Below are 26,949 nucleotides of genomic sequence, written 5' to 3'. Positions count from 1 at the left end.
CTGTTAAGGGCTGGTTTATGAGTCTTCAAGACCTGTCAGGGGCAACTTTTCAATCAGGGGCTAGTTGTCGCAGCTGCGCGGGTCAAACGATCACCAGTGGCCTGTCATTGGACACGATCACCTTGGCATCCGTGTCAAAGATCGAATGCAAAAAGGTTTCACTAACCACCTCCCGAGGCGGCCCGGCCGTGACGACATGCCCGGCCTTCATGGCGACGATATGATCCGCATAGCCTGCCGCGTAGTTGATGTCATGCAGGACAATGACAATTGTGCGCCCCAGCTGTGCTGCCAGGGTTTTGAGCCGCGACATCAGGCTGCGCGAGGCGGCGATGTCCAGATTGTTCAGCGGCTCATCCAACAGCAGGTATTCGGTGTCCTGCGCCCAGGCCATGGCGGTATAGGCACGTTGGCGCTGCCCGCCCGACAGGGTATCCAGAAACCGGTGCCTGATCTCTTGCAGCTCAAAGCTTTGCAGAACCTCTGCAATAATCTCACGGTCCTTAGGCCCCAACCGTCCCCGACTATAGGGATAACGGCCAAAGCCAACCAGATCTTCGACACTGATACGGTGAGTGCTGGTCAGAACCTGCGGCAGAATGGCCAGCAGCTGCGCCAGATCGCCATGGCTAACCTGCCCAAGATCCTGACCGTTGATCTCGATCTGGCCGGATTGCAGGGTCTGCAGGCGAGCAAGCAGCGACAAAAGCGTAGATTTCCCGGCGCCATTGGGCCCGACAAGCGCCGTCAGCCCCCCCTGTGGGATATCTAGGTCTACTCCTTGCAGGATGGTCTGCCCGGCAATCTTATGGCCGACATTGCGGATGCGGATCATGTGCTGCCCTTTCGCAGGATCAAAATCAAAAAGACCAACCCACCAAGGCATTCCACCACAACGGCAAGCGGGGTTTCAAAGTGCAAAACGCGCTCCAGCAACAATTGCCCGCCCACCAATGTGATGCCTCCAATCAGAATCGCGGCGGGCAGGATATGGCCATGGTGCCAGCTGGGGATCACCCGGTACGTCAGGCTGCTGACCAAAAGTCCCAGAAAGGCCACCGGCCCCACCAGCGCGGTCGAGACCGAAACCAGCACTGAAATCAGCATCAACACCACGAGCTGACCCCGTCGCGGATCCGCCCCCAGGCTAACCGGCAGCACCTCGCCCAGGGCCAGAACATCAAGCCGATGCCGCATCCGCCAAACAGCGCCCCAGGTCAGACAGACAAGAGCGGCGCTCACCAGCAACAGATCAGGGTCTGCCTTGTTAAAGCGCGCAAAGGAGGCCGATTGCAGCACCGCAAATTCGCTTGGATCAATCAACCGCTGGATAAACAGCACCAACGAGCGAAACAGCACGCCCAGAATGATGCCGGTCAGCACCATGCGCATCAGATCCCTGCGTTGGTCGCGCAGCAGCAACGTAAACAGCGCAACCGACGACAGGCTCAGCAGGATTAGATTGATCAGGAACAGCGTCACCTTGGGCACCTGCGCATAGCCCCCTGCCCCCATCCCAAAGATCATCAGGGTCAGGATCAACAGGAACAGCGCGTCAAACCCCATGATCGAGGGGGTCAGAATGCGGTTATGGGTGATGGTCTGAAACAGGATGGTCGCGGTTGAGACCGCGCCGCCAATGAGCAAAAGGCTGGCCAGTTTTTGGCCGCGAAACCAAAGCGTAAAGCTCCAGCTTCCCTTGGCCCCAAGGGTCAGGAACAGCGCTGAGACCACGACAAGCGCCAGGATCAGCCAGAGGAAACGAAGCCTAAGCATTGCGGGGCCTCGCATAGATCAGCCACAAAAAGGCAAAGGTCCCCAGCACCCCAAAGATCGTACCCACCGGTACCTCATAGGGATGGCGCACCACCCGGGCCAGAATATCGCAGCCCAGCACAAAAACACCGCCCAACAGTGCCGTCACCGGAAGGGTGACACGCAGATTATCCCCCAAATGGCGGCTGATCAGATTTGGAATGATCAGCCCAACAAAGGGCAACATGCCCACGGTCACCACGGTCAGCGCCGACAGGACCGAGACACAGAGCAGCCCCATGGCCATGGCTTGGCGATGGTTTAGGCCGAGGCTCAGGCTCATGTCGCGCCCCAGCCCCAAAATGGCAAACTGATCGGCGATCAGATAGCTGACAAAGGCGGTAATCCCCGCCAGCCACAACAGCTCATAACGGCCCCTAATCACGCCGGAGAACTCGCCCAGCATCCAGACATCGATGTATTGGATCAGATCCGCCTGATAGGCGATGAACACCATCACCGCACCTAAGATTCCACCATAGACCAACCCCACCAGCGGCACCAAAAGGGGCTCGGTTGGAGGCAGGCGCTGCACCAGTGCCAGAAATCCAAGCGTTCCCAGCAATGCGGTAATGGCCGCCAGACCCATCTTGACCGCCACCCCCGCGGCCGGGAACAGCAGCACCGACAGCAAGATACCCAGCGCCGCCGCCTGCCCCGTGCCAGCACTGATTGGCTCGACAAATTTATTGCGCACCAGGATCTGCATGATCTGACCGCTGACCGCCATGGAGCAGCCCGTCAGCACCGCAGCCGCAGTGCGCGGCAGACGGCTGACCGCCAGCAATTGCAGCGCCTCCGGATCCCGCAACAGCGCCATCGGGGTAAGGTCAATCACCCCGACAAAGACGGACAGCACGGATAGCAGCAGGATCAAGCAGAGGCAGACCAGTAGCCAGAGACGCGGCATGGGTTAGCCATTCGCCTCAAAGGTTGCGATCAGCTGGTCCAGCACCCGGTTCATCGACTGTATTCCACCGCCTGCAATATAGAGACTGGCTGCATCCAGATAGACCACCTGGCCTTTCTGCCAGGCCGTGGTTTGCTGTACCAGATCATTGTCCAACGTGGCTTTTGCATCCTCGCCGCCCTGGCCAATGGCCGACAGGCGGTCGACGACAAACAGGTAGTCTGGATTGGCGTCGCGGATGAACTCAGCCGAGACCGCCTCGCCGTGTGCATTCAACCCCAGATCGGCAGCAGCCTGCGGCACCTCGAGCGTGGTATGTAGCCAGCCAAAGCGTCCATTGGCGCCAAAGGCAGAGATTTTGGGACCGTTTGTCATCACGATCAGCGCAGTGCCTTTGCCGCGCGCCAGGGATTTGGTCTGATCCAGTTTGGCCTGAAAACTGTCCAGCAGGGCTGTCGCTTCGGCCTCTTTGTCAAACAGGCGGCCATAGTCTTCGAGCCGTTGCAGCGCCACGCCCATCAGGTCATCGCCATAGATGGTCATATCCAGGGTTGGGGCAAACTCCGCCAGCGCCTCTGTCTGGGTAGAAGAACGGCCCCCAGCGAGGATCAGGTCTGGCGCCAGCGCATTGATGCTTTCAAAATCGGGTTCAAACAAGGCCCCCACGACCTCGGCCCCCTGTGCCACCTCGCCCAAGTAATCAACATAGAGATTACCAATGACACCGGCGGGTTTCACCCCCAAGGCGGCAAGCGTATCCAATGCGGCGACATCAAAAACGGCCACCTTTTCAGGCAGGGCTTCAACCTGTTCTGTCCCACGATAGGTCCGGATCTCGACAGGGTCGGCAAAGGCGGCAGTGCTGCAGGCCAGTGCAGCCAGGGTTATCAGCGATTTCAACATTGATCTCTCCATCAATATTGCATGGCTGACCGAAGCTGGCTCTGCAGGGGTTTCGTCATGTGACTATTGAATTGTTTTTGCCCTGTCCAGCGCTTCCGGGCTGCAGGCAAAGGCCAGAGCTCCGTCACAGGTCGCACCAGACCAGAGGTTCAGGCTCTTCGCGAAAAGCAAAACGCAACAGATGGCTTTCGACCGCCTGACAAGTCTGCTGCATCTCCTCTTTTGAGGGCGCCTCAATGCGGATATGCAAGGTGTTCTCGGTCACCCGAAGCACCGCAAGCCCACAGATGAACTGCAAATGCAGTGCACCTTCGACCTCAGTCACTTCGATTTTCCGCGAGAAATGATTTGCCATTGTAGCGAGGTATCCGGCGGAGCGGAATTTCGTTTCGGTTCTTGATGTGTCGTCCTGGCTAGAATTGGCTACTAACATTCTGTCTTTCCCTGTTTTTCTTTCATTCGGGGTGTTGAACTTCGGCCTCATAGCCGACTAGAATAGCCGCGGTACAACCAGTAGGTTTCCCTATGACGGCCAGAGAAGAACACTCCAGCAGTGCAGATTATTTCGGAGACAACACCCCTGTCGTTTCCTACAATCGTGTGTGGTTCAACATCATGCGTGCCCAACGCAAATTCCTGCCCCGTATTGCCAAGGCACTAAAGAGCTGCGGCATCAATGATCCGATCTGGTATGAAATCCTGCTTGAGGTCGAGCTGGCTGGCCCCGATGGCCAGCCCATGGCCGCCCTGGAAGACAAGCTCTTTGTCGCCCAATATGCGCTGTCGCGACATGTTGCCCGGATGGAAAAAGCTGGGCTGCTGCGCCGCGAGTTCATTGCTGATGGACGCCGCAAGCAGATCCTGTTTCTGACCGAGCAGGGCAAGGGTATGCACGCCCGGATCTGGCCTGTCTACTGGGGTGCGATGCAAAGCGAAATTGGTCCTCATATGACAACCGACGAGGCCTATGCCCTGTCTCGCCTGCTGATAAAACTGCTGCCCTGAAACCATCTGGCTCCAGGGCAGCGAGTGCCGAGATTTAGAACTTCATCACTGCTTCGACGACGAAAGATCTTCCGGGTTCATTCAAAGTCTGGAAGCCTGCAAATTCGCCCCCATAGGTCGCCCGATCCGCATAGGTTTCATCAAACAGGTTGTTGATGCTGCCGCGAATGGTCACGCCGTTCCAGGCAGGTGGTGAGTATTCGGCAAAGACATTGGCGACAACATAGCTAGGCAGTTCTTGGCCCGCGTAAGATCCGCCAGCGTCATAGGATGCTGCCGTTTCAATGCTGCCACCCACCAGCGTGTTATACTGCATCAGTTCCTGCTGCACTTCGACAGCAAGGACATGCCCCAAAGGTGCGCCAAAGTCCCGCAGATCAAAGTTGCTCGACGGGGCACCATCGAGCGAGGCATCGCTATAGGCATAGGTCAGACGCGCAAAGCCGCTGGCCCAGCCATAGGTCGCACCGATGTTTACACCCTGACTTTCAAAATCAACGACGCTGGTACCGTCTCGCGCATCAGCAAATTTTGTCTTGAACAACTCACTGCTGATGGTCCAGGCGCCCGGGGTCCAGTCAGCCCCGATGATGATGTTCTGCGCGCGAGACGGCCGCAGGCCAGAATAATCACGAGTCAACCAGAACTCAAAACTGTCACCAAGGTCCAGGCCACCAAAGACATTCGAGTATCCTGCCCGCAGTGAGACGTTATCCGTGAGGTCATAGACCACTGACAGATTCCCACTGGCACCACTATGGGAGGAGCTATGAATGGTATCGGTCGGCAGCCATTGATAACCGGTAAAATCCTGCCAGTCATAGCGTATGCCGGCAGAGAGGCTCAGGCGATCCGTCGGCTCAAGACGCGCCTGGGCAAAAATGCCGATATTGTCAGATTCTTCCGAAGCGGAATCCGGTGTCACCCAAGAGCCAGAGATCGAGGTCTTGCGGTTCTGGAAATCGACACCGGCGGTAATGCTGTTGCTGTCAGACAGGTGGAATTCGTTTTGCAGCACCAGAGAGTAGGTACGCGAGGTGGAATTGGTAGACCCGGCCCAGGCATCATTCGGGCGGTCGACATCAGTGCCCGAATAGCCAAGGGTTGCGGAGGGATCCCACAGGCCAGTGTTGTTCACGTTTTCATAGCGCAAAGAATAGTTATAGCGCTTGATCAGATAGGCATATGTGCCGCCTGAGCTTGGGCCGAAGTTCGGCTTATCGTTGCGCCATTCCTCGTCTTCAATCTGCTGCGCAGAGAAATCAACCCGGTGCCCCTGCTCGGATTCGTAGCCCAGCTTCAGCAGGCCTGCGGTCATATTGGCCGCGGTTCCGGTCATCTCGGTGCCGTCGCCGTCCTCAAAATTGTCACCGGTAGCGCGTTTGGCATAGGCAACGATTTCAAAGCCGTTGCTTTCTCCAGCCAGGGTCAACGAGCCCTGTGTCGTTCCGCCGTTGTCACCGTAGCTCATACGTGCGGTGCCTCCGACGCTCTGACCTTCTGTCAGGATGTCTGCGGCATCCACCGTTTCCATGACCACACGGCCTGCCATAGCCCGCGGGCCTGCATCTGCAGGCGCGACACCGGGATCAACTCGCACAGATTTCATCAGGCCAGGATCAAAGGCATTGGCGCTAAGATGGTGGAAAACCCGATTGTTCTGCGACACGCTATCCACCTGGATCGCCAGGTTCAACATATCGATGCCGTTGACAAAAATCTTCTGCGCAACCGGGATAGCACCGCCGACCGAGACACTGGCGATACCCGCAAACAGGTCTTTAACATCCCCCATCCGGGCGCGTTCCAGTTCAGCCTCCGCCACATAGACCGACGAAGCGCGGTCGGCGGCATTGCCCTTTTCATCTTGCTGGCGCACCAGGATCGGATCGAGAGAGATGACATCCCCCTCAAGCTCCTGTGCGACGGCAGGCAGTGCAGAAATAAGTGTAAGCGCAGTCCCGCACAAAAGACGGGCGCGCAGCGCGGCAATTTGGATAGCCATGTTAGTCCCCAAGGATTCAGGTTGGTGCTGGGCTTGCCCTGAATCGGGGCTGGCGAGGCATTTTCGTCAGCGGTTTTATGCTTACCCGCTATCACATGCAAGTGCATGTTAGTGAGTTTTCACACACGATATCGCCCTAGCGGTGTTCTTCGTGTCGACTATTGGCTCTCAACTGCTCCCTGTGGTTTGTTTGATGGGCGAACCTTTGAACCTGCGCCACACAAAATACTGACCTTACCTCAAAGAGCCCTACACAGACCTTTAAGACCGAAACCAGACCCGCCTGAGCAGGCCCCAGTCTCGAACCGCATTGGTGTGAACGTCATTTTTTCCCGACTATTCCGGGGGCATTTTTGTTCGCGCGAAGATTGAAAAATCCTCCAAGGCAAATGAAAACCCAACAATGAAGAACACTTGGACCGATGGGTGGAAACTGAGGATTTTCGGCACGATCCTATAAAAGATGGCTTCTTTCCCACCACTTCGGCTGCCAAGTTGGCGGCTATCCAGCAGCAGGACACCGGCTTTGGCCTCGCCGCCTGGGTTTTTGAGCTCGCCAGGTTAGGTCCGGGTATTCGGTTCTTTTCACGTCATGAGCATTTGGAAATCGCAGGAGTTTGCCCTGACCAGCACTGCGACCTTGGTCCAAACGGAGCGCGCGGCACCGCCGCCAATATTGCACGCACCGGGGAACAGGCAAATTTGACCATTTCCATTCGGATGCCATCTGTCATGGCTGCCATCAGGCGGGTCTCTTTGCCAGCCTGGAAATGGATGACAAACCTGGCAAGGCTGTGGGTTCGGCATACCTTCAATGCAAAGTGTGTGAGGCATCCGTGATACCAACTTGCCCAGACTGTGGTTGTGACATTGGTACGACCTTGGCGACGTCTCCCCGACGTGTCCAAACAGCTGTCAACACCATGATAGGCCTCTCTGCATTGAGTTTCTTTGTTTGGTTGTTCTCGGGCTGGTAGCTGAGACAGGCCACTTGAGGCCAGTATCCAGCGCTTTTTTGGAAAACCAGTAGCGCTGGGCAGCACTACTACCACTAATAGTGTCCTAGTGCTTTCGGCTTCAAGATCAACCGTTTCAGGTTCAACAAATCCCTCAACAAAGGCAACTACCACCTAACGAGATCGAAGACCATTCTATTGTAAAACATTCATTTTCACCTCCTTCACTCGTGCACTTGCCTTCCGTTACCCGCTCCAAACTTGTGAAGCCCCTCCCCTTTCAAGATCCTAGAAACATATTGAGCGAGGAGGCTAGTCCTTAGGCTCAGGACTCATAGCCAATAGATGACCAAAGCGGCGAAAGAGATTGCTGAGAGGAAGACTTTGGGACACCTGTCGTACCGCGTCGCCACACGGCGCCAGTCCTTCAATCTGCCAAACATGATCTCAATCCGATTGCGACGTTTGTAGCGGCGCTTGTCATATCGGACAGTTGTCTTGCGCTGTTTGCGGCCTGGGATGCACGCGCGTATCCCTTTGTCTTTCAACGCTTCTCTGAACCAATCGGCATCATAGCCGCGATCACCCAGCAACCATTCGACATTTGGTAGACTGCAGACCAACGCCCTCGCACCAGTGTAGTCGCTGACCTGACCAGCAGTGACAAACAGATTCAAAGGGCGTCCCTGACTGTCAAAAACCGCATGCAACTTTGTGTTCATGCCGCCCTTGGTGCGCCCGATCAGACGTCCACGTCCCCCTTTTTCACCGAAAGGCTGGACGCTGTGCGATGGGCTTTGAGGTACGTTGCATCGATCATGACCGTCTTTTCTTCGCCGTGGTTGGCGGCCAAGCCGACCAACATCTGGGCAAAGATACCTTTGTCATTCCATCGCTTCCAACGATTGTAGAGCGTCTTGTGTGGTCCATATTCCCTGGGTGCATCGCGCCACCGTAACCCGTTGTGATTGATTAAGATAATCCCACTCAAGACACGCCTGTCATCAACGCGAGGTTTGCCGTGGGACTTTGGGAAGAAGGGCTCCAGACGCGCCATCTGCTCGTCGCTTAACCAGAAAAGATCAGACATGTTCACCGCTCGTTTTGAACGCGATGCATCACGTAGCCAAACAGAAATCAATGGGTCCTGAGCCTAGCCTCTTTCATGGCTGCGTATCTGAACTGGTTGTCGGCCAAGATTGCCAGTAACAAATCCCGTAACATTTCTCCGGAAATTCCACCCCGATACCGATATATCGGAATGATAATTTTAACTAATTTCAAATGAAGGTTGGAAGGACTGAAGGCTCTCAAGTGGGCCAGAATTCATAAGGCTCGACGTTTTCCGTCGAGCCTTTTCTCTTTTATAGGCCTAATTTCAATCACTCTACCAGAATGCCCTTTTAGGCCGGTTGACCGGTATTTCCCAATCCCGCAACAATTCCCGCAACATTAGAGCGCGATAAGCTCCGAAGACGTGCGAAGTAACAGGGTTTGGGTGTGATCAATGACCGTGGCCGGTACTACTGGGTAAAGCGCGTTCCTAAACGCAATTCTAGGCTTGTGCTTGGGGCCGATGGACAGCCCGTTTCACAGGTGCCCCAATCGCTCCACACAGATTGCCTGTCAGAGGCCGAAACCATGCCCACCCTCACCGAACTGAGAGATGAATATTATGGGCTGACCCACACCAGGCACACCAGAAAACCGTTCAACAACTGAAACGCTGGAAGAACCCGCGCGACAAGGCCGTGGCCAATTTCCTTCAATTGGTGGCACCCAAAGACGGGCGCCGTAACCCAATCCCGATTCCCATTGATCAGATTTCGCGAAACGACGCTCTAAAGCTCCGCGAATGATGGGCCGAGCGTGTCCAGAACGGAATGGACCCAGGCCCGGCAAACAAGGACATCTGCCACCTATCAGAGATGTGGAACACTGCGGTGCGAGATAGGCCATACCTGTATTCACCCAGATCAACAGTGCGTCTCGCTTGTGCTTGGAACAATGTAAATGGAGCAGCTGATTGGACGCTGGCGGGCTGGCGTATGGTTTGCTCATACAGCCCGTGTAAACGGATGACTTCACGATATTGATCGTTTCTAAGCAGAGTTGTGCAACAACCTCGATCTAAGGAGGGATTTTCGAAAATGGCACATACTGAACGCCGCCTTCTTTTTCTTTGAAAAAAACAAAACTTCTTTCGCAGTCAAAATACTAGGCAACTTGTCTCTGCTATTGGACCTGCAACGACACGGTAGCCCGCTCGAGGGTTAAGCAAGACCTCTTGAATACCAGTCAACCGTTCCATACACTTGTTAGCCACCTCTGCTCCCGTTGAACTACCGTCCACGTAGATATCGAGCCAAATATGCCCCTTCCACCCTGAGTGGCAAGGTCCATTTTGTGGTTGGTTACCATCACCGCACAGGTCTTCAACAATCGCATACTTTCGCAGCTTTGGGATATAAAATCGTGTCCCTGGCTCGAAGTCTTCGAAGTGCCATCCAAAATGAATACGCCACCCCACAGCAAGTGTAATCGGGTCCAGGAATGTGCCAATACCGCCAGCGGTTTTATGGATTACAGGCCTACCAATAATTGCCGATCCAGGTGGGGTGTTGTCCCAGAAACTGTAACCAGTTAAGAACACAGTCATGCGGCGCTCTTTTGGTAGCCACAATAGTAGAACCAAACCAATGATCAACAAGAGAAAAAGTAAGTTCTTCCTTTTACGCAATGACCCTCTCAAACATTGTAACTTCAGCCCAATGCAAGATAACAGATATTTCCAATTAAGATCGATTCTCGTCTTGTGAATTTCCTCAACATCTTTGTTACGGCACTCGGCTTTGTTGCACCAATCGGGTGAAGGTCGATCTTCCCCTTTCCCCAGACGGACTTAGCCTACTACCTCAGTGACAGGTATGCCAAGGGCGGTGTAGCGGTTAAGGGATGAGGTTGGTATCGAGGCGGCTTCAACGGTGATATACGCTCCACCTTCTCCAGATTGAGCGATCAAGGTATCGCGACGCATTGACTGCTTCCTTCCGGGCAATGGCTCCCGCGCTGTTTGGCTTCCAGGGTTTGGCATTCTTGCGCGGCGGAATGACGGCATGGGCATTTCGGGCAGCAATCGCATCGTGGCATTTGCGCGTGTCATCCCCCCCATCGGCGGTGACTGCTCCAATGTCCTGCTCTGATGGGATTTGGTTGAGCAACTCTGGTAACATGGACGCATGCAGGCCATTGAACTGCCTCTTGTTTTCCGGAGACCCAGAAGTAAGGATACTGGGTCATGGGAAAGACGAAGAACGGAACATGCTATCCAGAGGAACTGCGCGCCCGATCGGTGCGGATGGTATTGGATCACGAGAGAGAATACGCCGGCAGATCGGCGGCAATATTGTCGATCTCTGAGAAAGTTGGGTGCAGCAGGGACAGCTTGCGCATCTGGGTCAAGCAGGATGAGATGGGTACCGGCAAACGCGATGGCGTGACAACGGCTGCGCGAGATCGCTTCAAGGAACTTGAGCGCGAGAACCCGCAGTTGCGTCAGGCCAATGAGATCCTAAAAAACGGCGTCTGCTTATTTTGCACAGGCGGAGCTCGACCGCCCATTTCGCAAATGATTGCCTTCATCAAAGACTTTCGAGGGGAGCATGGGGTCGAGCCGATCTGCTGCGTTCTGCAAATCGCCCCTTCGACTTTCTATGAACGCTTGGCCATTGAACGTAATCCTGACCGGGCTTCTGAGCGTGCTAAGCGCGATGCGTATCTGCGCAAGGAGATGAAGAACGTCTGGACGAAAAACCGATCTGTCTACGGCGCAAGAAAGCTGTGGCATGCAATGAAACGCGAGAAGATTGATATCGCTCGTTACATGGTTAAGCGTTTGATGCGGCAACTCGGCATTCAAGGCGCCAGGCGCGGCAAGAAGATCAAGACGACCTGTGGTCAGCCTGCGGATCAATGCCCGCTGGACAAGGTAAATCGCGAGTTCAGGGCTTCAATGCCAAACGAGCTTTGGGTGTCAGGCTTCACGTTCGTCTCGACCTGGCGTGGGTTCGTCGATGTCGCGTTCGTCATTGATACCTTTGCCAACCGGATCGTCGGTTGGAAGGCATCAACAACACAGGACACGCAATTTGTTCTGGATGCTCTCGAACAGGCGATCCATGCGCGCAGGCCAGCTAAGAAGCTCTTCCATCATTCCGATCGCGGCAGCCAAAATGTGTCGATCAAATAAACTGAACGCCTCGCTGACGCCGGTTTGGAACCGCCCGTCGGCAGTGTGGGGGACTGCTATGACAACACGCTGGCCGAGACGATCATCGGCCTGTTCAAAACGGAGGTCATCAAACGCCTTGGACCTTGGAAATCCAAAGATCAGGTCGAATGGGAATCCCTTCAATGGGTCGATTGGTTCAACAAGGAGCGCCTGCTAGAACCTCTTGGCTACATCACGCCAATCGAAACAGAGGAGCAGTATGAACAAGCCTTGAAATCAGACAAAATTGCAGCTTGAAATACGAACTCAACAGTATCCGGAAAAACCGGCGCGGTTCACTTGATCGCTTAATCGTCAGTCTCCTTTACAAGGAACGGACTAACCGCAAATCGATAACTTTTCAGCGAAGCACGCCTCCTCCCTTTTTAGGTCGAAGGGGTCGCCATCGAAGTTGCAACCATTCCCAGGTGAGTGGAAATGTCAAAATCATCTGCGACGTTTTCCAAGTTTAGCACTGGCAGTCCATTTGCAAGTATTTCGACGTTTGTTGTCCCGTCTTCATTGGCAGTCATGTTCATAGAGATTTCTGGTTCAGAGCCAGTCTCATCATAACGATACATAATCATGTCCTCACTTGTATCGAAGTCAGTCACTGTTGCGACATATCCACTAGTTGACCAGTCACCCACCACAAACTCATCGGCATCCGCACCGCCTGTAAGCACATCAAATGCGCCTCCAATCAGAGTGTCTTCACCAGCCCCGCCATCAAGCGTGTCGCCAATAAAGTCATCAACAATTGCGTCTTCAGTACTGCCAATGTTTGTCGTTGTCTGGCTAGGTTCAAAGCTTGTAAGCCATTCATCCAACAGCCTATCCTCAATCTCGATCGAAGCGCCGTTTAGTAGATCATCCCCAATGCCGCCATTTAGATGATCAGCTCCGTTCCCGCCGTGAAGCCCATCATCGCCAGCTCCACCGTTCAGAGTGTCATCCTGAGATTCGCCCTGAAGGAAATCATTTCCGGATCCGCCGACGAGGACATCATCTCCGTACCCCCCCTGAAGGACGTCAAGACCATCACCTCCGTCGAGACTGTCTTCTCCATCCTCTCCGTCAAGCCCGTCGTTTCCTTCACCACCGGTGAGGGTGTCATTGCCAGCACCACCATAAAGAGTGTCGTCGCCAGTAGCTCCAGAAACATTGTCGTCCTCTGCGCCGCCGTAAAACTCTTCATCTTCGCTGTCTATACCGCCGCCACCCGAGTCGGAACCGCCTCCCGTATCGGAGCCACCTCCAGTGTCAGTACCACCACCCGTATCAGACTCTGTGAAGTCATCATCATCGGAAATTGAGATCAAAGCACCGGCGGCTAGTGTGAACCCAAGTACAGCAAGCATTAACATTGGAGTAACTTCCCTGACGGTTAAAATTCACCTCTATTTTGCCGAAATTTTGACCTTTTTGAAATCGTGTTTTCTTACTGATTTTCAGGAGACTTGAAGAGTTATGTAAACAGTGGACGGAACTGTTTTGGATTGTCTCTGGATTTTCACTTTCAAACCACTGTAGTCACCCCTCATCTAGGGGCAGGACTCATAGCCAGTAAATGACGAGAGCCGCGAGGGCGATTGCTGATTGGAATACCTTGGGGCACCTATCGTATCGGGTGGCCACATGTCGCCAATCCTTAAGCCTGCCGAACATGATTTCGATCCGGTTGCGACGTTTGTAACGGCGCTTGTCACAATTCACGATTTTCTTGCGTTGCTTCCGACCCGGGATGCAGGCGCGTATCCCTTTGCCTTTCAATGCTTCTCGGAACCAATCAGCGTCGTATCCTCGGTCCCCGAGCAGCCATTCGAGGGTAGGCATACTACTCACCAAAGCGCGGGCGCCGATGTCGTCGCTGACTTGTCCTGCTGTGACGAACAGGTCGGTAGGACGTTCCTGGCTGTCGCAGATGGTGTGCAGTTTGGTGTTCATGACGCCCGTTTTCAGGGTATTTGATCCCCCGGATCAAATTCTGATCCTTCAAACTCCGGCCAATCAGACGTCCACGCCCTCCCCCTTTTTCGCGGCCATGCTGGTCGCTGTACGGTGAGCTTTCAGATAGGTCGGGTCCTCTGCCCGGCAGAGTATCACGCAGGTGATGTCCCGAGAGGGATCATCATGGTCTTTTCTTCGCCGAGATCGGCAGCCAGACCGACCATCATCTGTGCGAAGATGCCTTTGTTGCTCCACCGTTTCAAGAGGTTGTAGAGCGTTCCCCTGGCTTACGCCGCCTCGAAAGGGCGACGGTCCCGTTTCACTGTGTGGAGCATAGACAGCAGGGTCGTTGCGCCACCGTAAGCCATTGCGATTGATGAAGATGATCCCGCTCAAAACACGTTTGTCATCAACGCGAGGTTTGCCGTAGGGCTTTGGGTAGAAGGGCTCCAGACGCACCATCTGCTCGTCTCTTAATCAGAATAGATCTGACATATTCACCGCTCGTCTTGAACGCGGCAAATTAAGCCGCCAAACGGAAATCAATTGGTCCTGAGCCCAATTTGCGAGACCCCATTCTCCAAAGATAAAATTTTTCCAAAATTTGGCGTCCAAAAAACTTTACGTTAACCCGCTGGAAGTGAGAGTTTTACTGGAGTTGTTAAATTTAATTTTGACGCAATAGAAGTAACTGAAGGTTAAAGCACTACATCAATATTTATTCATTTATATATGCCGGCTTTTTCAATAATAAACTTTCTAATTCGATACTGGTCACGGTTTGGAAACACTCACACTCAGCCTTAACTTTTATCGGAGTCAAGAAATGTCAAATATCCCACTAAAATTCGTCACCTCCACTTTTGCCTCACTCGCACTCTCAGCTTGCAGCACTGGAACAGAACTTACTTCCCGAGCGGAAAATGCAGTTAGCAAGCGTTCTCTTTCAGACATTGAAGCGCCGCAAGTTACTGGCGGGAGTGTCTCGTCCGCCGGTGGAGAAACATCCATGACCGTTTTCCTTACTGGGTACAGTTACTGGGATAATACTCCCAGAGGATCTGCACGGATCGCTCGCCCCGTCATCCACCGCTCTGCTGGAGGCACGGGAACCTATGACGACCCCATAACCTTGGCTGTGGGTCATGTGAAGCGAGGGAGCCAGAGTACTATGGATTACCCGGCTGGGACGAGGTTCTATGTGCAAAACCTACGTAAATACGCAATTGTGGAGGATCTGTGTGGGGATGGAAACAACCCGCAAAACGGACCTTGCCATAGCGGTTATCAGGGGTACGAATGGCTCGATATCTATGTTGGAGGGCGTTCAGTTGGAGAGGGATTTTCTGACGCCTGCATGAACAGGATTACCGGAATTCAAACAGTTATTTTGAATCCGCAAAGGGGGTATCCAGTTCTACCGGGCGAGATATCAACCAGCACCTGCGTAAATACCTAACCCCCTACCCTCTAGCCTGCCACTCCGAGGTGACGGGCTAGAGCCTGGAGAATTACGCCATTGGTATTTAGATCAGAGTAAGATTCAGTTGGGCGCCCAGTTTTGACAAAAGAGGAGGATGCAAAACCATTTCCTGTTTTTGATGTTTCTCGGACAAAGTTCAAAAGTTTGTCCGAATACTCATGGCGTTGGTAGGCATTCCATAGAAAGGCTGATTTTGTACTAATTACCAAGAAGTTTTCTCGGAAATCGGGTGTCCGATATTCTGGCTCCTTACCGACAGTATCTGTTGCCCAGGTCCGTTGTTCCGTATCGAGCTGAAGACCTTGATAGGTAAACCAAGGATTCCGATCGATTGGTCCTTCAGAGACACAGATCAAGCGACCTGTTTCATTAAACTCCTCGACCTGGGTCGAAAAAAGGACATCTGCAAGATAGGCACTTTCGCGGGACATGCCCATTTCCATCGCTTCTAACAGCAGCGGTTCAGCCCCAATGGGACCAATTTTGGCAACCGCCTCTAGCAATGCAGTTTGATCATCTGTTTCTGAAGTCCCTTTCAAAACCTCATAGGGGGATTGGACGCCTAGACCCCATCTGCGAAAGGCCAATGCCGAATAGTGGGCACTGTGGGACACATAGGATGAGGTCAGTTCTCCATCTAAAACTGAATGGATTTTTCCGTCTACTATGATGTCTTGCAGGCTCCAGGACGCCACTAGTTCTTCGAGTTGGTCTTCAAACCCACCAAACCGGCGCAGATTGTCGAGTGAAGACAACAGGCGTCCTGCATCACTTCCATCAAAATTCTTGTTACCCCATTTATGACGATCTGTACGTATCCAACCTTGGGGCAAACGCCGTTCCTGCGAGGTGCGGCCAATGATGTTCGGAAGAATTTTATTGATGGAACTCTCAAACTTCTTTCTGTCGATCAGACCAATCTGTGTTGCTGCAATTAGTCCATTTATGTGGCTCCCCACATCCCACATGGTTACTGTCTCATGCAGGCGCCCACCTGGTGCTGAATTCACCGTGGCGGGACACAGCCCGGTTTTCCTGTTTGTGAAACGGGTGAAATACCGCCACGCAACTTGTGCATCCTCCATTAGCTTATCTTTTTCTATACGTTTCAGGGGCTTTCTGGGCTGCCTTAGTGCCGGTTGCGCTGCAGAGACTTTGCGTCTACGCGACGAAATTGGATCTTTCGGTGCTCGAAATCGAACGAATTGATCAATAGGCAGAGACGTGGTGACCCCATCGTTCAAAAGCTGTGAGACCAGCTCAAAAAACGTGTTGCGAACAGGACGAGAGAGCAGAAAGGAAGGGTGAATGGAAATGATCAGGTCATCCATACCGCCGACTGCCTGCTGCAGCTGCCCGATCGAGTTTTCGGAGTGGATTTTAAGTTCGATAGCATTCAATAGACCGTTGCTGTCAAAGCCCGTTTGACCATGTTCGGCGGCGCGAAAAACGATTCCAACCCCAGAACCAAGTGGACGTGTGGTTTGGATTATCATAGCCCTATCTGGTCGGACTTTGGGGATTTCTATAGGAATCATCTTGGGCCAAGCCAGACCCTGAGCTGCTTGAATTTGCGTCATATCCGAGGGGACCCAGAACCCCCGAAGAGAACCGAAAGGATCGTGGCCAGGGTCGTTCACTTCTGTGAACGCCACCCCCATCCTAGTGAGCGTAGCCCTAAATTCAGTATAGGACGACAATAGCGGTGCATCGTTTTCTGCGGGGCGAACCAGAAGACAGCACAAGTGTCGCTTAAACTCATAATTGTTGCGCAACTGCAGATCCGAGGCAGGTTCAAGGGATAGAACCCCGTCCAACTCCGCTTGTGACAGCTCAGAGCAAAACTGATTTGCGGCGACCTCTATTTCATTGATGGGGTATTGGGAGAATTCTTGTGCTGAAAGATAAATCACTCGCTGACTGCTGTTTGCTTCTTGCACTGTAAGCAAATGTTGAAATGAGCCTAGCGAAATCTTTTGCCCACCAAACAGCCGTACAGTACCCGTATCCCATGTTTGCGATTGGACTGGGCTGTTTTCGTTCGGCAGCACAAGCACATTGAGAATTCCAGCTGACCGCACTCCAGTGGGCGCAGTCGGACTATCAGAGTCATCACAAACAACTGTCCGGATTGAGTTACGTACGGTTGTTCCTTTTAAAGGTAGAAGCAACCGTTGCAATGCCTGAGAAGCTTCAAAAGATGATCGTGCTTGGAAGTGAGGTGATTGATTTGTCAAATCGGGAAGGTAGGGAGCAATCTCAATGTTGCTGCCACCTAGCAGATATCCTTGCAAGAGTTGGGCCAGTTTACTAGCTGCACCGTGTTGTTGCTGTGCGGAGTCAAATGGTGAGATGGCACAAACAACAGGTATGTTCTGATCTGACAACGCATCCAAAACCGCAATCAGATGTGGGAAGGATGTCTCCTCATTTATTCCAGACAGTACAACAATAGTTTGTTGAACAGACGAAACGGCCAGTGAAGACCCTGCTCCGAAGGGAAGCAAAGCCAGGCCGGTAACAGCCGATTTCAACAGAGTTCTTCGATTCATAGATTATGTGTCGCCAACTGGTAGTCTCGCCCTTGTCGTTTGAGCGAGTTCCAATTGGCCAAACGCCCGGTCAGAGCTCGCAAAATCGCCCGCATGACCGAGAAATATAGCAACGGACGGTAAAACACACGCTGCAAAGGGAAAAGAAGCAGAGACCAGTTGCTTTCTTCTCGATCGGTGGAAATGGCAAAGAAGGCAATCAGGAATTCAAGCGCAGGCAAAGTCAGGTAGGCCCACAGAAACTTGGTTTGGTTGGGGTCGAGGGATGAGCCCACATCCCCAGTCCAGCCACCAGAAAAGTGAGAATAGACCAATACCGCGATGAACAGGTCTGCGATTGGGGCGAGTAGCGGGAAGAAGTAACCAAAGACAAACATATCAGGGATTGAGATCAGACCAATCGAGCGTCCTTCTCGTATTGCCGCCTTGTGCTTCCATGCGCTTTGAAACATGCCCAAAGACCAGCGGAGTCTTTGGTTCAAGAGTTGCCCTACCCGTTCGGGTGCTTCGGTATAGCCGCGCGCGAGTTTTTCATAGACTACCCTGTACCCAGCCCGGTTGACCTGGATTGTTAGGTCAGTGTCTTCAGTCAGGGTTTCAGAACAATACAATCCAACCTTTTCCAGCGCTTCGACACGCCAGGCCCCGATAGCCCCAGGCACTACAAGTATGCCGTTGATCATGTCAAATGCCTTGCGGTCAATGTTCTGCGAGGTTGCATACTCATAGGCCTGAAGGCGCGTCAGCAGATTGGTCCGGTTTCCGACCATGATCTTGCCAGCCACTGCCCCAACCTTGGGGTCATCAAAGTGCTTCACTAGATGATCAATTGCATCCTGTCTGATCTGTGTATCAGCATCGATGCAAACAACATATTCGGCGTCGACCATCATGATAGCACGATTGAGCGCGCTCCACTTCCCTTGATTGGGTTGAGAAACAAGATGCACTTCGCTTCGTTCTTTAAACTTAAGGACTTCAGCAACAGTGTTATCCGTAGACCCATCATCAACGACAATAATGTCCAAGTTCCCATAGGTGCAGGCACGCACGCTCTCAATACACTTAGCAATGACATCCTGTTCATTATAGGCGGGGATGATCACCGCCACTTTAGGGTCATTGTCAAACTCAATCGTTTTGTTGCGACGGTTTGCCAAGGCCATCAAAATAATTGCGACAGATCGGATTACACCGATGCACAGCACAATCCAAAAGATAACAACAATTGCATCCTTCGCAGTTGCGGCGGCGGAAAAAGTAATCCTGTCAAAAATTGGATAGGCTCCTTCTCGTATCGGCATCAATGCACTTGGAGTGGTACTTAAAAGATCCGCCAAAGTCGTGAACTCAAACCCCATTGAACGCAACTCATTGATGATCAAAGGCAGGGCCGCAACTGAAGCACTTCGATCCTCACCACCATCATGCAACAAAATGACATTACCTGCCCCCATTTCCGCTTGCTCAATTACATAGGACGCGATTTTCTCACTGCTCCAGCCCTCCCAATCCTTGGGAACAATATCCATGCCCGAAATGATGTATCCACGCTTTTGAGCTTCCATCAATGAAGCAACCCGAGCCGCGCTGATGGGGCCACCGCTTCGCAAGAATGGCTCCCGATAAAGCAGGGATCCGCGACCAGCGACTCCGGCAACTATACGATCTAGGAGAGAGAACTCGAGCTCTAACCGTGTTTCCGAAATCTGATCCATTCTAGGGTGCGAAAAGCTATGTGCACCGATTTCGTGCCCTTCATCAACGATACGGTTCAACAGATCGGGAGCATTCATAACGCTTTGGCCAAGCACAAAGAAGGAGCCAGGCGTGTTGGTATCTCGCAGAATGTCCAGAATATCCTTGGTGTATTCCGGATGCGGGCCGTCATCAAATGTTAGGACCAATTTCCTGGCCTCCGGCTTGCCATAACGCTCAACCGAATAGGGAGTGGGGATGGTGCTATACGTTTGCTCAGTAAGCCGACCGCTCACGAGATCAAAACTGGTTTGGCGAAAACCAACATTTGCTTCCGCTTTGATACGCAAGAACGCACCTTTACCGGCGTAGTCCACATAGTTTTGCAAATCGACCATCGCCAGCTGCGCACTCAATGTGTCCTTAGTCTCAAGCTCTCCAGCAAGTACTTTCCACAGGCCAGGATCTTCCTGGCCCAGAGACCAAACGGCAACATTTGCGATTCCCAGCTTCCGGACCGCCGCAAGCTGGTTGTGAGCTGACGCGGCATCGAGCATCCAAATCTTATGTAGAATCCCCTTGCCGTCAGTGAACCTACTGAAACTGTTGGATGTTTTGGAGCTAAATTGCACTTCGGCCTCAGCTTTTCCAATTCGCTGCATCGCCGCTGAGTAGGACAATGTTTCGGGCATCGCCGTCCCTGAAGTCCAATCCACTGCAAAGTTGCCAAGAGCTACAACCAGGCGTTCTGGTCCAATTCCCTGTACCGCTTGGCCCAAAGTACTTTCAAACCATTGATCAGACGCTAACGGCATTGGCGCAGACCCGACCCAAGGGGTTTGGAACATTTTTAAAATGACCTGATCAAATGCCTGGATCAGGTCAGGCTGTAGCCAAAGCGTTTGTTCGGGGTTCAAAACGATACACGAGACCAAACCCTTTGTTCGAAACTGGGTTGTCAACTCACTCCAAAACGGCGCAAGACGCTGCATGTCGTCGACCTTAAGAGTATTGAAATCAAGACAGGTTCCCTGTGCGTTCAAGGCGGTTAGCGTTTCAGCCAATGAAGCAACGGTTGCAGCTTTGCTGTTTTTTTCGACCAATAGATCTACGAGATGGTCCGGAATTCCAGATGTGTTCAGCGATACAACAGGAAGCAAGCTAGTTGCTCGTTCTGTTTCAGCAACATACTCTGTGACAGCAAGACGCGTATCATTGCTCGCCAAGGACACAGATAGAACGTTCTTTTCAACTTCAAGCGTGATCCACTCAGGAACAAGAACACTCGGACGGGCACATTCATCCGCAAGCGAAAGATGTGCCCATTCATAAGCAATGGGCAGGTGAGCAAACAACCTGGGTGTAAACGCAGATTCAGCCATGGCAGAAAAAACGGGCTGTTCAAACGGCCTGCAAGTTTCAGAGGCTTCCGATGTCGGGGCTTGGGTCTGAATGACATGATCATGAGAGGCAGAGTGTTTGTGTTCAAGCGTAATCACGCTTTCATCTTGGTGCGCAACTTCCCGACCAGGTTCCAAGGTGGAGAACGGGGACCAGACACCTAGATCCTTGACAAAAAACCAAAGCCAGGCTGAAAGCCCAATGAGGCAAAGAAGAAAGATCCGACGAACGCGCTTTGAACGCCGCTGAACCGGATCTTCAAAGACTTTGGTTGCAGACGCTGCAGACGGCAGCATCTCACTATGAAACGTATAGCGCTTCATAATGAGCCCTCCAAAGAGTGCAAAACCAGCCATTCTAAGTTTGCTTCATGTGCGGAACAGGCACATGAAATTCCAATCGCTCGCGACACGAGCACTCCTCACCCCAGGTGCATAAAGATCGTGCCTCAGCGAGACAAACCGTCTGAGCGTCCCCCACAGAAACTCAAACGCAGATCAAAATGCTGCTTCAATCAGCTCATTTTGACTTTAAGCCAATTTCAGTCAAATTTCTTTCGCTTTTTAACGTGTTTTTAGGTTTTTTCAGGGTCTGGAGGGGGCGCTAAGAGAACAATGCCTAAGATACCCTGACATTGTTTGCAAAACACCTCTACTAGAGCCCATCATCTATAATGCGACTCAGCAAAGCTCAGCAGCTGTGGGAAAACCAATCGCAGTCACCATTTTGGAAACAGTTTGTCTCGCCAAAATTGCTTGACCTTGCTTCAGTGGCTTTTACATATTCGAAGAGTTTAGTTCAAATTGGAGAAGTATTATGCGGTCGCTCGGCAAAGCCCTTATAGTGATAGGTTGTTCAGTGTTTGCCTCGACTGCTACGATGGCGGATTCTCTCCCTGGGGGAGCTAAACCTGCCAATATTTCAAAGATAACAAAGGCGTACTCTGGTAAAACTGACCTTTGGGACAACGGTTGCGATGGAGGTATCTATTTCTCCCCAGGTGGACAGGTAAGAGCTTGGTGCAAGGACAGCAGTGACAGCTTGGGAGCAGGAACTTGGAATATCGATGCTCAAGGAAACCTGTGTCAGGATTTGACCTGGTACTGGCCAAACGACAGGCAGGCGGGCTCAAGCCCCGGCGGCAGCACCTGTATTGCCCACATCCAGGATCGCTGGGGGCAACTCTGGCGGAGTTGGCCTGGAAGTGAGGATTGGTGGCCTGTTGACCAGTATTCTGGCCTTGTTAGGGGATACAGGTTTAAAGCAGAAGTTATGGCTACACGCTCCAAACTTGGGTTTAGATAGTATCAAGGTAACCTAAATAGCAATTCCTTTTTACACATTTCAACGGCTTTGTCGCGCAAATGGGTTGAGAGGATTCACGCGGTGAATCCAGCATGATAGCTGGAGGCCATGAGCAGTTGGACGCCTACGAAGTACAAGACCATGAACTGGTCGACCTACAACACGGCATTGAAGCGTCGTGGACCGCTGACAATCTGGTTTGATCCCGAGATGGTCTGGGTGCCGACGTCGAACGGCAAACGCGGTCGGCATCAGAGTTTCAGTGATGCCGCGATCCAGATCTGCCTGACGCTGAAAGTGTTGTTTGGCATGCCGCTCCACCAGACCTCTGGCTTTGTCGAAAGCCTGTTACGGCTGGCAGGGTTGGACTGGGCGATGCCGGATTACAGCACGCTGTGCCGCCGACAAAAGACGCTGAACATGCGCCTACCGTATCGAGGCGGCAAAGGCCAAGCGGCCTATCCTTGGCGCGGTCGGGCCCCACCGCAGCGGATGGTCCCGTGGTGTCCTAGGTTGCGGCCCTGATGGGCACGACTGCCCCTAGTCACTTCTCCGTCAGGTCTTCTGTGCGGGTTTTGACGGCTCGAACGAAGAGCTGCTCGTCGTATCTGAAAATGGCTAGGCTGTCTTTGATACTGCGACGGGAAGCCGGATTTACCGAAACCGTGAAGAAGCTGGCTAGGATCGTGAAAAATTAGAGGCCAGAAGAATGGACAAACCGGGCGAGAGCCCAATACGGATGGCAGGAGATGATGGTGGCGGTCTGAGGCAAGCTACGTCAGATGGTTGGACCATCGACAACTTGCAGATAAACTGGCCCACTTCATACAGTATCCTTCAACAACCGGGCGCTTCCATCTATTTCTTGGGCTCCCCTTGGGATCGGCTCGGAAAAGACGCAAGTTTTCGAGTTCTGGTAAAGTCAGAGAGCTTACCGATTGCCTTTGGATTTTCAGGGTCAGGCAAGTCCCTCATTTGGTTGGATCGAAGCGATCTTTTTATTTGGAACAGGCACACATAGCAGCTGTTCATATTGCTTGAGACAACGCCTGCTTCCTCCACTCAGCCGACCTTGAACTCCTGCCTCAGTACCAAATTAGTGTGCTGGAGCGGGGAACGTGACTGCCACGGAATTCAGCTGAATTCAACTTGAAGTGGTGCCTCTCCCCGGACTCGAACCGGGACGCCCTTGCGAGCAAGAGATTTTGAATCTCTCGTGTCTACCATTCCACCAGAGAGGCACTGAGCGCTGGTTTATTTGGCGTTTCCTTGGGGGTCAACCCATTATCGTCGTGTTTTTTCTTCGGAGGATTTCAACAGCTATGGCAATGAAGGCCAACCGGTTAGTGACCTCAGTCACATCTTTCACCCCCCTACCGCCGCCGCGGGTGGGACATAGCTAAGCTTCACCGTATCCGCCCTTTGTTCTGAAGGAGTACTTGATGCCCACCTCCCCCGGTTTGATGCCAATCCTTTGATAACATTTATTGCAACAAAGGAGACTGACTATTGGGCTGAAATCGACAGATGAATTTAAACGGAATGCGGTGCGATAAGCGCTGACCTCAAGGCTCGCGCAAAAACAAATGTCTGATGATCTTGGTGTAGGTATATCTACACTGAACAGGTGGATCACCGCATATAGAAACACAGATGTGGTGTCGAAAGAGGATGTGAGCTTAGCCCAAGAGAATGATCTACTCTGACGTGAGAGCCGTATACTCAGGGAGAACTAGGAGGAAAACTTGCCGCGACACCTGTCGACAACGGTCCTTGGAGCGTTTCCGTTCTTCTGTGTAACTGCGCTTTGATTCATGTATCCTGAGAAAAGCAAGGACGCGCCGCTGAACCAACCGAACCGACGCAATGCCACAGCCAGAAAGCGCCTGAAGGGCCAGTTCCGGAGCGCTGACAGCGAAGGAGCCAAATTCTGGATCTTGGTGATGAACGAATAAAAACCGTCGAGTTTAGGACATCTTGATTTCAGTAGTCGATGGGCTGAAAGGCAGTATCGAGGGAACCACGCTGGCCTTTACGCAGGCCGCTGTCCAGACCTGTATCGTCCAGTTGATGCGCCATTCTCTGAACTTCTGCGCCTGAAAGGGGCGCAAGGCCCTGGCATTCGATCCGCGCGCTATTTACGGAGCTGCAACAGCCGATCAGGCCGCTGCTCAGCTTGGTGCGTTCGAGGAAAAATGGGCCCGAAAATTTGGCTCAATCGCTCTGGCCAGGCCGTGAGCGTGGCAGGAGGTGATCCCCTATTTCGCCTTCGATCCGGCAATCCGCAAGATCATCTACACCACGATGGCCATTGAAAGACTGAGCCGTGTCATCCGCAAATCCCTCAAGACACAGGGCTCTTTCCCGACCGATGATGCGGCCACAAAGCTGATCTACTGACCATCTGGAATTTTGAAAAGGACGGCTGGAACCGCCGAATGGCTTGTGAAGTTGACGAGCAACAGGCGGACCTTGGGTTTTGGTCTGTGTTTTCTGTACCTGCGCAACGTGCAGGGCTCTGTCTGGCACCATAAACGCGTTTGCCGGATCTACTGCGAGCTTGAATTGAACCTGCGGATCAAGCCCAAGAAGTGGCTGAAACGGGACAAGCCTAAACCGCTGGCGGTGCCTGACATACCAAATGAGACTTGGTCCATGAACGTCTTGACCGGTCATGGTCAACGGTTCTGGACTTACAATAACGAGCGACCCAACATGGGCATCGGCGGCGGGATATTCGGTGGAGAATGACGTCACTTGTAACCTGGACGGTGACTCAAAGTGACGGGAGAGGCGACGCAAAGGTGTGCCCCGCGTCATTTTTGTGGCGACCTGCCCGAGCGGTTGTTCCCCCAGGTGGATGCAATTTCTCACATAAAGATACGGGGATCACTTTTCTATTTCAATGAGTAAGACATGTGCATTGGGGGGCTACACCAGCAGGCAAGAGCTGCGGCCCCGAGGCCTGGGATTTTGAAACCCCTGGGTCTACTATTCCGCCACTTGCGCAACGCCCTTTTCCGACCCAAGTCCGACCCAAGCCCGCCCCAGAGGTCCAGAGGCATATGTCCTTGTGACCGAAGAAAACTGGCAAGAAACCACCGCATTGACTGCGTCGTTATTGACCTCACCACGCCACCATGCGACGCCGCATATAACGTGAAAAAGCAAAGGTATGCCAGATGCTGCGCAGGCTCTATGATCAAACCATGTCTCTCGCGGATCATCGTCATGCTCTGTGGTGGCTCGCTGCGGTCTCCTTTGTTGAAAGCTCAGTCTTTCCCATTCCCCCTGATGTCCTGATGATACCAATGATCCTGGCGCGCCCTTCCCGCGCCTGGCTGATCGCTTTGGTTGCTCTTGTTTCCTCGGTTGCTGGCGGGTTGTTGGGCTATGCTATTGGCGCTATGTTCTATGAAAGCCTGGGCCAGCCGATCCTCGAGGCTATGGGCAAAGGCGCGGCGATCGAAGAATTCAACCATAAGTTCAACGACTTTGGCTTCTGGGCTGTTCTGGGCGCAGGCATCACCCCCTTCCCCTATAAGGTCATCACGATCATGTCAGGCTGGACCGGCATGCCGCTGATGACCTTTCTGGTAACCTCCATTTTGGCCCGTGCACTGCGGTTCTTTATTGTGGCAGGTTTGTTGCGTGCCTTTGGCGCACCAATTCGTGACTTTATCGAACAGCGTTTGGGGCTTGTCTTTACCGTCTTTATGGTGCTCCTCTTTGGCGGATTTCTAGCGCTGAGGTATCTGTGATATGCAACGAATTCTGATCCTGCTGGCAACCTTAGGGTCCGCCGCTATGATGCTGGGTGCGCTGGGTTTTCAATACATCGGTGAGATGCCGCCCTGTAAGATGTGCTATTGGCAGCGCTACCCGCATTTGGCCGCCATTGGCATTGGCATCCTGGCATTTCTATTGCCCGGTGTAGGGCGTACGACATTTTTGTATCTTGGCGCCCTGGCCGCTTTGACCACAGGTGGAATTGGCATCTACCATTCCGGGGTCGAGCGCGGCTACTGGGAAGGGCCTACGACCTGTACCTCGGGTCCCATTGACAACCTCACGCCTGAACAACTGATGGAGCAGATCATGGGCGCTCCGCTTGTCCGTTGTGATGAGGTTCCGTGGGAGTTGTTTACGCTGTCAATGGCCAGCTGGAATGCGATCATCTCTTTTGTGCTTGCGGGTCTGTGGATTGCCGCAGCGCGCAGCAAACCCTAAGCCGCCCCAGCTTCACGCGCCAGCTTGTCCTAAGAATCCTTTTTGGTGGCCAAAAGCAGATTGGTTTCACTGCTCACCACCCCATCAAAGGTGCGGATCTTGGCAAGTGCAGCATCCAGAGTTTCCAGGGTTTCCGTCCCCAGCTCTACAATGAGATCCCAGCGCCCATTGGTGGTGTGGATCGCTCGCACCTCTGGCAACCCTTGCAGCTGACGAATAATCCGGCTGGCCCCGCGCCCTTCAATTCCGATCATCATCAATCCCCGCACCGGATCGCGCAGAACATCTTCTTTCAGAACAACGGTAAAGCCGAGCACATCGCCGCGCAGTTGCAACCGTTCGATCCGGGCCCGAACGGTTGTACGCGAGAGGTCAAGCTGGAGCGCGAGGTCCGACAGGCTGGCACGGGCATTGTGCCGCAATGCGGCTATCAGGCGTTCGTCCGTTTTATCCACATTAGGCCTCC

Annotated in this window: 17 protein-coding genes, 1 tRNA gene, 7 pseudogenes and 1 other annotated feature; of the genes and pseudogenes, 10 read left to right on the top strand and 15 right to left on the bottom strand. The window is 52.9% G+C overall.

Annotated elements, in window-relative coordinates:
• Positions 1-82 precede the first annotated feature (82 nt).
• From ED661_RS09695 to ED661_RS21920, 5 genes are all read right to left on the bottom strand, one after another.
• A complete protein-coding gene (locus tag ED661_RS09695) occupies positions 83-835 on the bottom strand; it encodes an ABC transporter ATP-binding protein (RefSeq protein ID WP_122073702.1) in 753 nt (250 codons plus the stop codon).
• Positions 832-1,776: an iron chelate uptake ABC transporter family permease subunit gene (locus ED661_RS09690; protein ID WP_122073701.1), complete on the bottom strand. Its 945-nt coding sequence runs from the start codon at positions 1,774-1,776 to the stop codon at positions 832-834. The genes ED661_RS09695 and ED661_RS09690 overlap by 4 nt, the downstream gene beginning before the upstream one ends.
• Entirely contained in the window at positions 1,769-2,725 is a 957-nt protein-coding gene (locus ED661_RS09685) for an ABC transporter permease (protein ID WP_122073700.1), read from the bottom strand. Before ED661_RS09685 ends, ED661_RS09690 begins: the two co-directional genes overlap by 8 nt.
• Before the next feature lie 3 nt (positions 2,726-2,728).
• Positions 2,729-3,628 carry a siderophore ABC transporter substrate-binding protein gene (locus tag ED661_RS09680; RefSeq protein WP_122073699.1) on the bottom strand — a complete coding sequence of 300 codons (900 nt, stop codon included), beginning with the start codon at positions 3,626-3,628 and terminating at the stop codon, positions 2,729-2,731.
• Between the two features lie 124 nt (positions 3,629-3,752).
• The gene (locus ED661_RS21920) at positions 3,753-4,061 is read right to left on the bottom strand and encodes a DUF2218 domain-containing protein (RefSeq protein ID WP_256385555.1); all 309 of its coding nucleotides are present in this window, start codon (positions 4,059-4,061) and stop codon (positions 3,753-3,755) included.
• Between the two features lie 182 nt (positions 4,062-4,243).
• Here ED661_RS21920 and ED661_RS09670 point away from each other — a divergent pair, with 182 nt between their 5' ends.
• Entirely contained in the window at positions 4,244-4,633 is a 390-nt protein-coding gene (locus tag ED661_RS09670) for a MarR family winged helix-turn-helix transcriptional regulator (protein ID WP_371412424.1), read from the top strand.
• Between the two features lie 34 nt (positions 4,634-4,667).
• Here ED661_RS09670 and ED661_RS09665 read toward each other — a convergent pair whose 3' ends face one another.
• Positions 4,668-6,638, bottom strand: a complete 1,971-nt coding sequence (locus ED661_RS09665) for a TonB-dependent siderophore receptor (RefSeq protein WP_122073696.1) — start codon at positions 6,636-6,638, stop codon at positions 4,668-4,670.
• 426 nt (positions 6,639-7,064) lie between these two features.
• Here ED661_RS09665 and ED661_RS09660 point away from each other — a divergent pair, with 426 nt between their 5' ends.
• Complete coding sequence (locus tag ED661_RS09660) at positions 7,065-7,478, top strand: hypothetical protein (RefSeq protein WP_122073695.1); 414 nt, start codon at positions 7,065-7,067, stop codon at positions 7,476-7,478.
• Between the two features lie 448 nt (positions 7,479-7,926).
• Here ED661_RS09660 and ED661_RS09655 read toward each other — a convergent pair.
• The 3 genes and pseudogenes from ED661_RS09655 to ED661_RS09645 form a co-directional block, all read right to left on the bottom strand.
• A protein-coding gene (locus tag ED661_RS09655) for an IS5 family transposase (RefSeq protein ID WP_122073694.1) occupies positions 7,927-8,684 on the bottom strand; the annotation gives its coding sequence in 2 pieces (ribosomal slippage) (positions 7,927-8,363 and positions 8,363-8,684; 759 coding nt in all).
• Between the two features lie 1,119 nt (positions 8,685-9,803).
• Positions 9,804-10,334: a hypothetical protein gene (locus ED661_RS09650; protein ID WP_254054807.1), complete on the bottom strand. Its 531-nt coding sequence runs from the start codon at positions 10,332-10,334 to the stop codon at positions 9,804-9,806.
• Positions 10,335-10,496: 162 nt separating this feature from the next.
• Positions 10,497-10,833 (bottom strand): annotated as a pseudogene (locus ED661_RS09645) (transposase); the annotation flags it as partial.
• A 59-nt stretch (positions 10,834-10,892) separates the two neighbouring features.
• On the opposite strand from ED661_RS09645, the pseudogene ED661_RS09640 reads away from it, so the two are divergent.
• A pseudogene (locus ED661_RS09640) lies at positions 10,893-12,122 on the top strand (IS3 family transposase).
• Positions 11,181-11,297, top strand: a sequence feature (AL1L pseudoknot). It overlaps the preceding pseudogene by 117 nt.
• A gap of 128 nt (positions 12,123-12,250) precedes the next feature.
• Here ED661_RS09640 and ED661_RS09635 read toward each other — a convergent pair.
• From ED661_RS09635 to ED661_RS09615, 4 genes and pseudogenes are all read right to left on the bottom strand, one after another.
• Positions 12,251-13,231: a calcium-binding protein gene (locus ED661_RS09635; RefSeq protein ID WP_254054806.1), complete on the bottom strand. Its 981-nt coding sequence runs from the start codon at positions 13,229-13,231 to the stop codon at positions 12,251-12,253.
• A 190-nt stretch (positions 13,232-13,421) separates the two neighbouring features.
• Positions 13,422-14,309, bottom strand: a pseudogene (locus ED661_RS09630) (IS5 family transposase).
• Between the two features lie 975 nt (positions 14,310-15,284).
• The gene (locus ED661_RS09620) at positions 15,285-17,831 is read right to left on the bottom strand and encodes a DUF3131 domain-containing protein (protein WP_254054805.1); all 2,547 of its coding nucleotides are present in this window, start codon (positions 17,829-17,831) and stop codon (positions 15,285-15,287) included.
• 14 nt (positions 17,832-17,845) lie between these two features.
• The gene (locus tag ED661_RS09615; protein ID WP_122074091.1) at positions 17,846-21,271 is read right to left on the bottom strand and encodes a glycosyltransferase; all 3,426 of its coding nucleotides are present in this window, start codon (positions 21,269-21,271) and stop codon (positions 17,846-17,848) included.
• A gap of 493 nt (positions 21,272-21,764) precedes the next feature.
• Between ED661_RS09615 and ED661_RS09610 the strand changes: the two genes are divergently transcribed.
• Positions 21,765-22,253: a DUF995 domain-containing protein gene (locus ED661_RS09610; RefSeq protein WP_122073691.1), complete on the top strand. Its 489-nt coding sequence runs from the start codon at positions 21,765-21,767 to the stop codon at positions 22,251-22,253.
• A 108-nt stretch (positions 22,254-22,361) separates the two neighbouring features.
• Positions 22,362-22,703, top strand: a pseudogene (locus ED661_RS09605) (transposase); the annotation flags it as partial.
• Between the two features lie 705 nt (positions 22,704-23,408).
• Here the strand turns inward: ED661_RS09605 and ED661_RS09595 are convergent.
• Positions 23,409-23,494, bottom strand: a tRNA-Leu gene (locus ED661_RS09595).
• A gap of 318 nt (positions 23,495-23,812) precedes the next feature.
• Between ED661_RS09595 and ED661_RS09590 the strand changes: the two are divergent.
• The 5 genes and pseudogenes from ED661_RS09590 to ED661_RS09570 form a co-directional block, all read left to right on the top strand.
• A pseudogene (locus ED661_RS09590) lies at positions 23,813-23,956 on the top strand (IS3 family transposase); the annotation flags it as partial.
• A 274-nt stretch (positions 23,957-24,230) separates the two neighbouring features.
• Positions 24,231-24,653: pseudogene (locus ED661_RS22205) on the top strand (transposase).
• Between the two features lie 33 nt (positions 24,654-24,686).
• A pseudogene (locus ED661_RS09580) lies at positions 24,687-24,920 on the top strand (IS3 family transposase); the annotation flags it as partial.
• Positions 24,921-25,435: 515 nt separating this feature from the next.
• A complete protein-coding gene (locus tag ED661_RS09575) occupies positions 25,436-26,014 on the top strand; it encodes a YqaA family protein (RefSeq protein WP_122073689.1) in 579 nt (192 codons plus the stop codon).
• Between the two features lies 1 nt (position 26,015).
• On the top strand, positions 26,016-26,483 hold the full coding sequence (locus tag ED661_RS09570) for a disulfide bond formation protein B (protein ID WP_122073688.1): 468 nt from the start codon (positions 26,016-26,018) through the stop codon (positions 26,481-26,483).
• Between the two features lie 29 nt (positions 26,484-26,512).
• Here the strand turns inward: ED661_RS09570 and ED661_RS09565 are convergent, their stop codons facing one another.
• Positions 26,513-26,938 carry an Lrp/AsnC family transcriptional regulator gene (locus tag ED661_RS09565; protein WP_122073687.1) on the bottom strand — a complete coding sequence of 142 codons (426 nt, stop codon included), beginning with the start codon at positions 26,936-26,938 and terminating at the stop codon, positions 26,513-26,515.
• Between the last annotated feature and the right edge of the window lie 11 nt (positions 26,939-26,949).

It is taken from the genome of Pseudophaeobacter sp. EL27, assembly GCF_900313025.1.
In the GTDB taxonomy this organism is placed as follows: domain Bacteria; phylum Pseudomonadota; class Alphaproteobacteria; order Rhodobacterales; family Rhodobacteraceae; genus Pseudophaeobacter.
The sequence above is the reverse complement of the archived record's forward strand: the minus strand, read 5'-3'. Positions and strand labels throughout refer to the sequence as shown.

Excerpts from the sequence above, each read along its gene's own strand:
- ED661_RS09695 (WP_122073702.1), bottom strand. The coding sequence starts at position 835 with ATGATCCGCATCCGCAATGTCGGCCATAAGATTGCCGGGCAGACCATC.
- ED661_RS09690 (WP_122073701.1), bottom strand. The coding sequence starts at position 1,776 with ATGCTTAGGCTTCGTTTCCTCTGGCTGATCCTGGCGCTTGTCGTGGTC.
- ED661_RS09685 (WP_122073700.1), bottom strand. The coding sequence starts at position 2,725 with ATGCCGCGTCTCTGGCTACTGGTCTGCCTCTGCTTGATCCTGCTGCTA.
- ED661_RS09680 (WP_122073699.1), bottom strand. The coding sequence starts at position 3,628 with ATGTTGAAATCGCTGATAACCCTGGCTGCACTGGCCTGCAGCACTGCC.
- ED661_RS21920 (WP_256385555.1), bottom strand. The coding sequence starts at position 4,061 with ATGTTAGTAGCCAATTCTAGCCAGGACGACACATCAAGAACCGAAACG.
- ED661_RS09670 (WP_371412424.1), top strand. The coding sequence starts at position 4,244 with ATGCGTGCCCAACGCAAATTCCTGCCCCGTATTGCCAAGGCACTAAAG.
- ED661_RS09665 (WP_122073696.1), bottom strand. The coding sequence starts at position 6,638 with ATGGCTATCCAAATTGCCGCGCTGCGCGCCCGTCTTTTGTGCGGGACT.
- ED661_RS09635 (WP_254054806.1), bottom strand. The coding sequence starts at position 13,231 with ATGTTAATGCTTGCTGTACTTGGGTTCACACTAGCCGCCGGTGCTTTG.
- ED661_RS09615 (WP_122074091.1), bottom strand. The coding sequence starts at position 21,271 with ATGAAGCGCTATACGTTTCATAGTGAGATGCTGCCGTCTGCAGCGTCT.
- ED661_RS09610 (WP_122073691.1), top strand. The coding sequence starts at position 21,765 with ATGCGGTCGCTCGGCAAAGCCCTTATAGTGATAGGTTGTTCAGTGTTT.
- ED661_RS09575 (WP_122073689.1), top strand. The coding sequence starts at position 25,436 with ATGCTGCGCAGGCTCTATGATCAAACCATGTCTCTCGCGGATCATCGT.
- ED661_RS09570 (WP_122073688.1), top strand. The coding sequence starts at position 26,016 with ATGCAACGAATTCTGATCCTGCTGGCAACCTTAGGGTCCGCCGCTATG.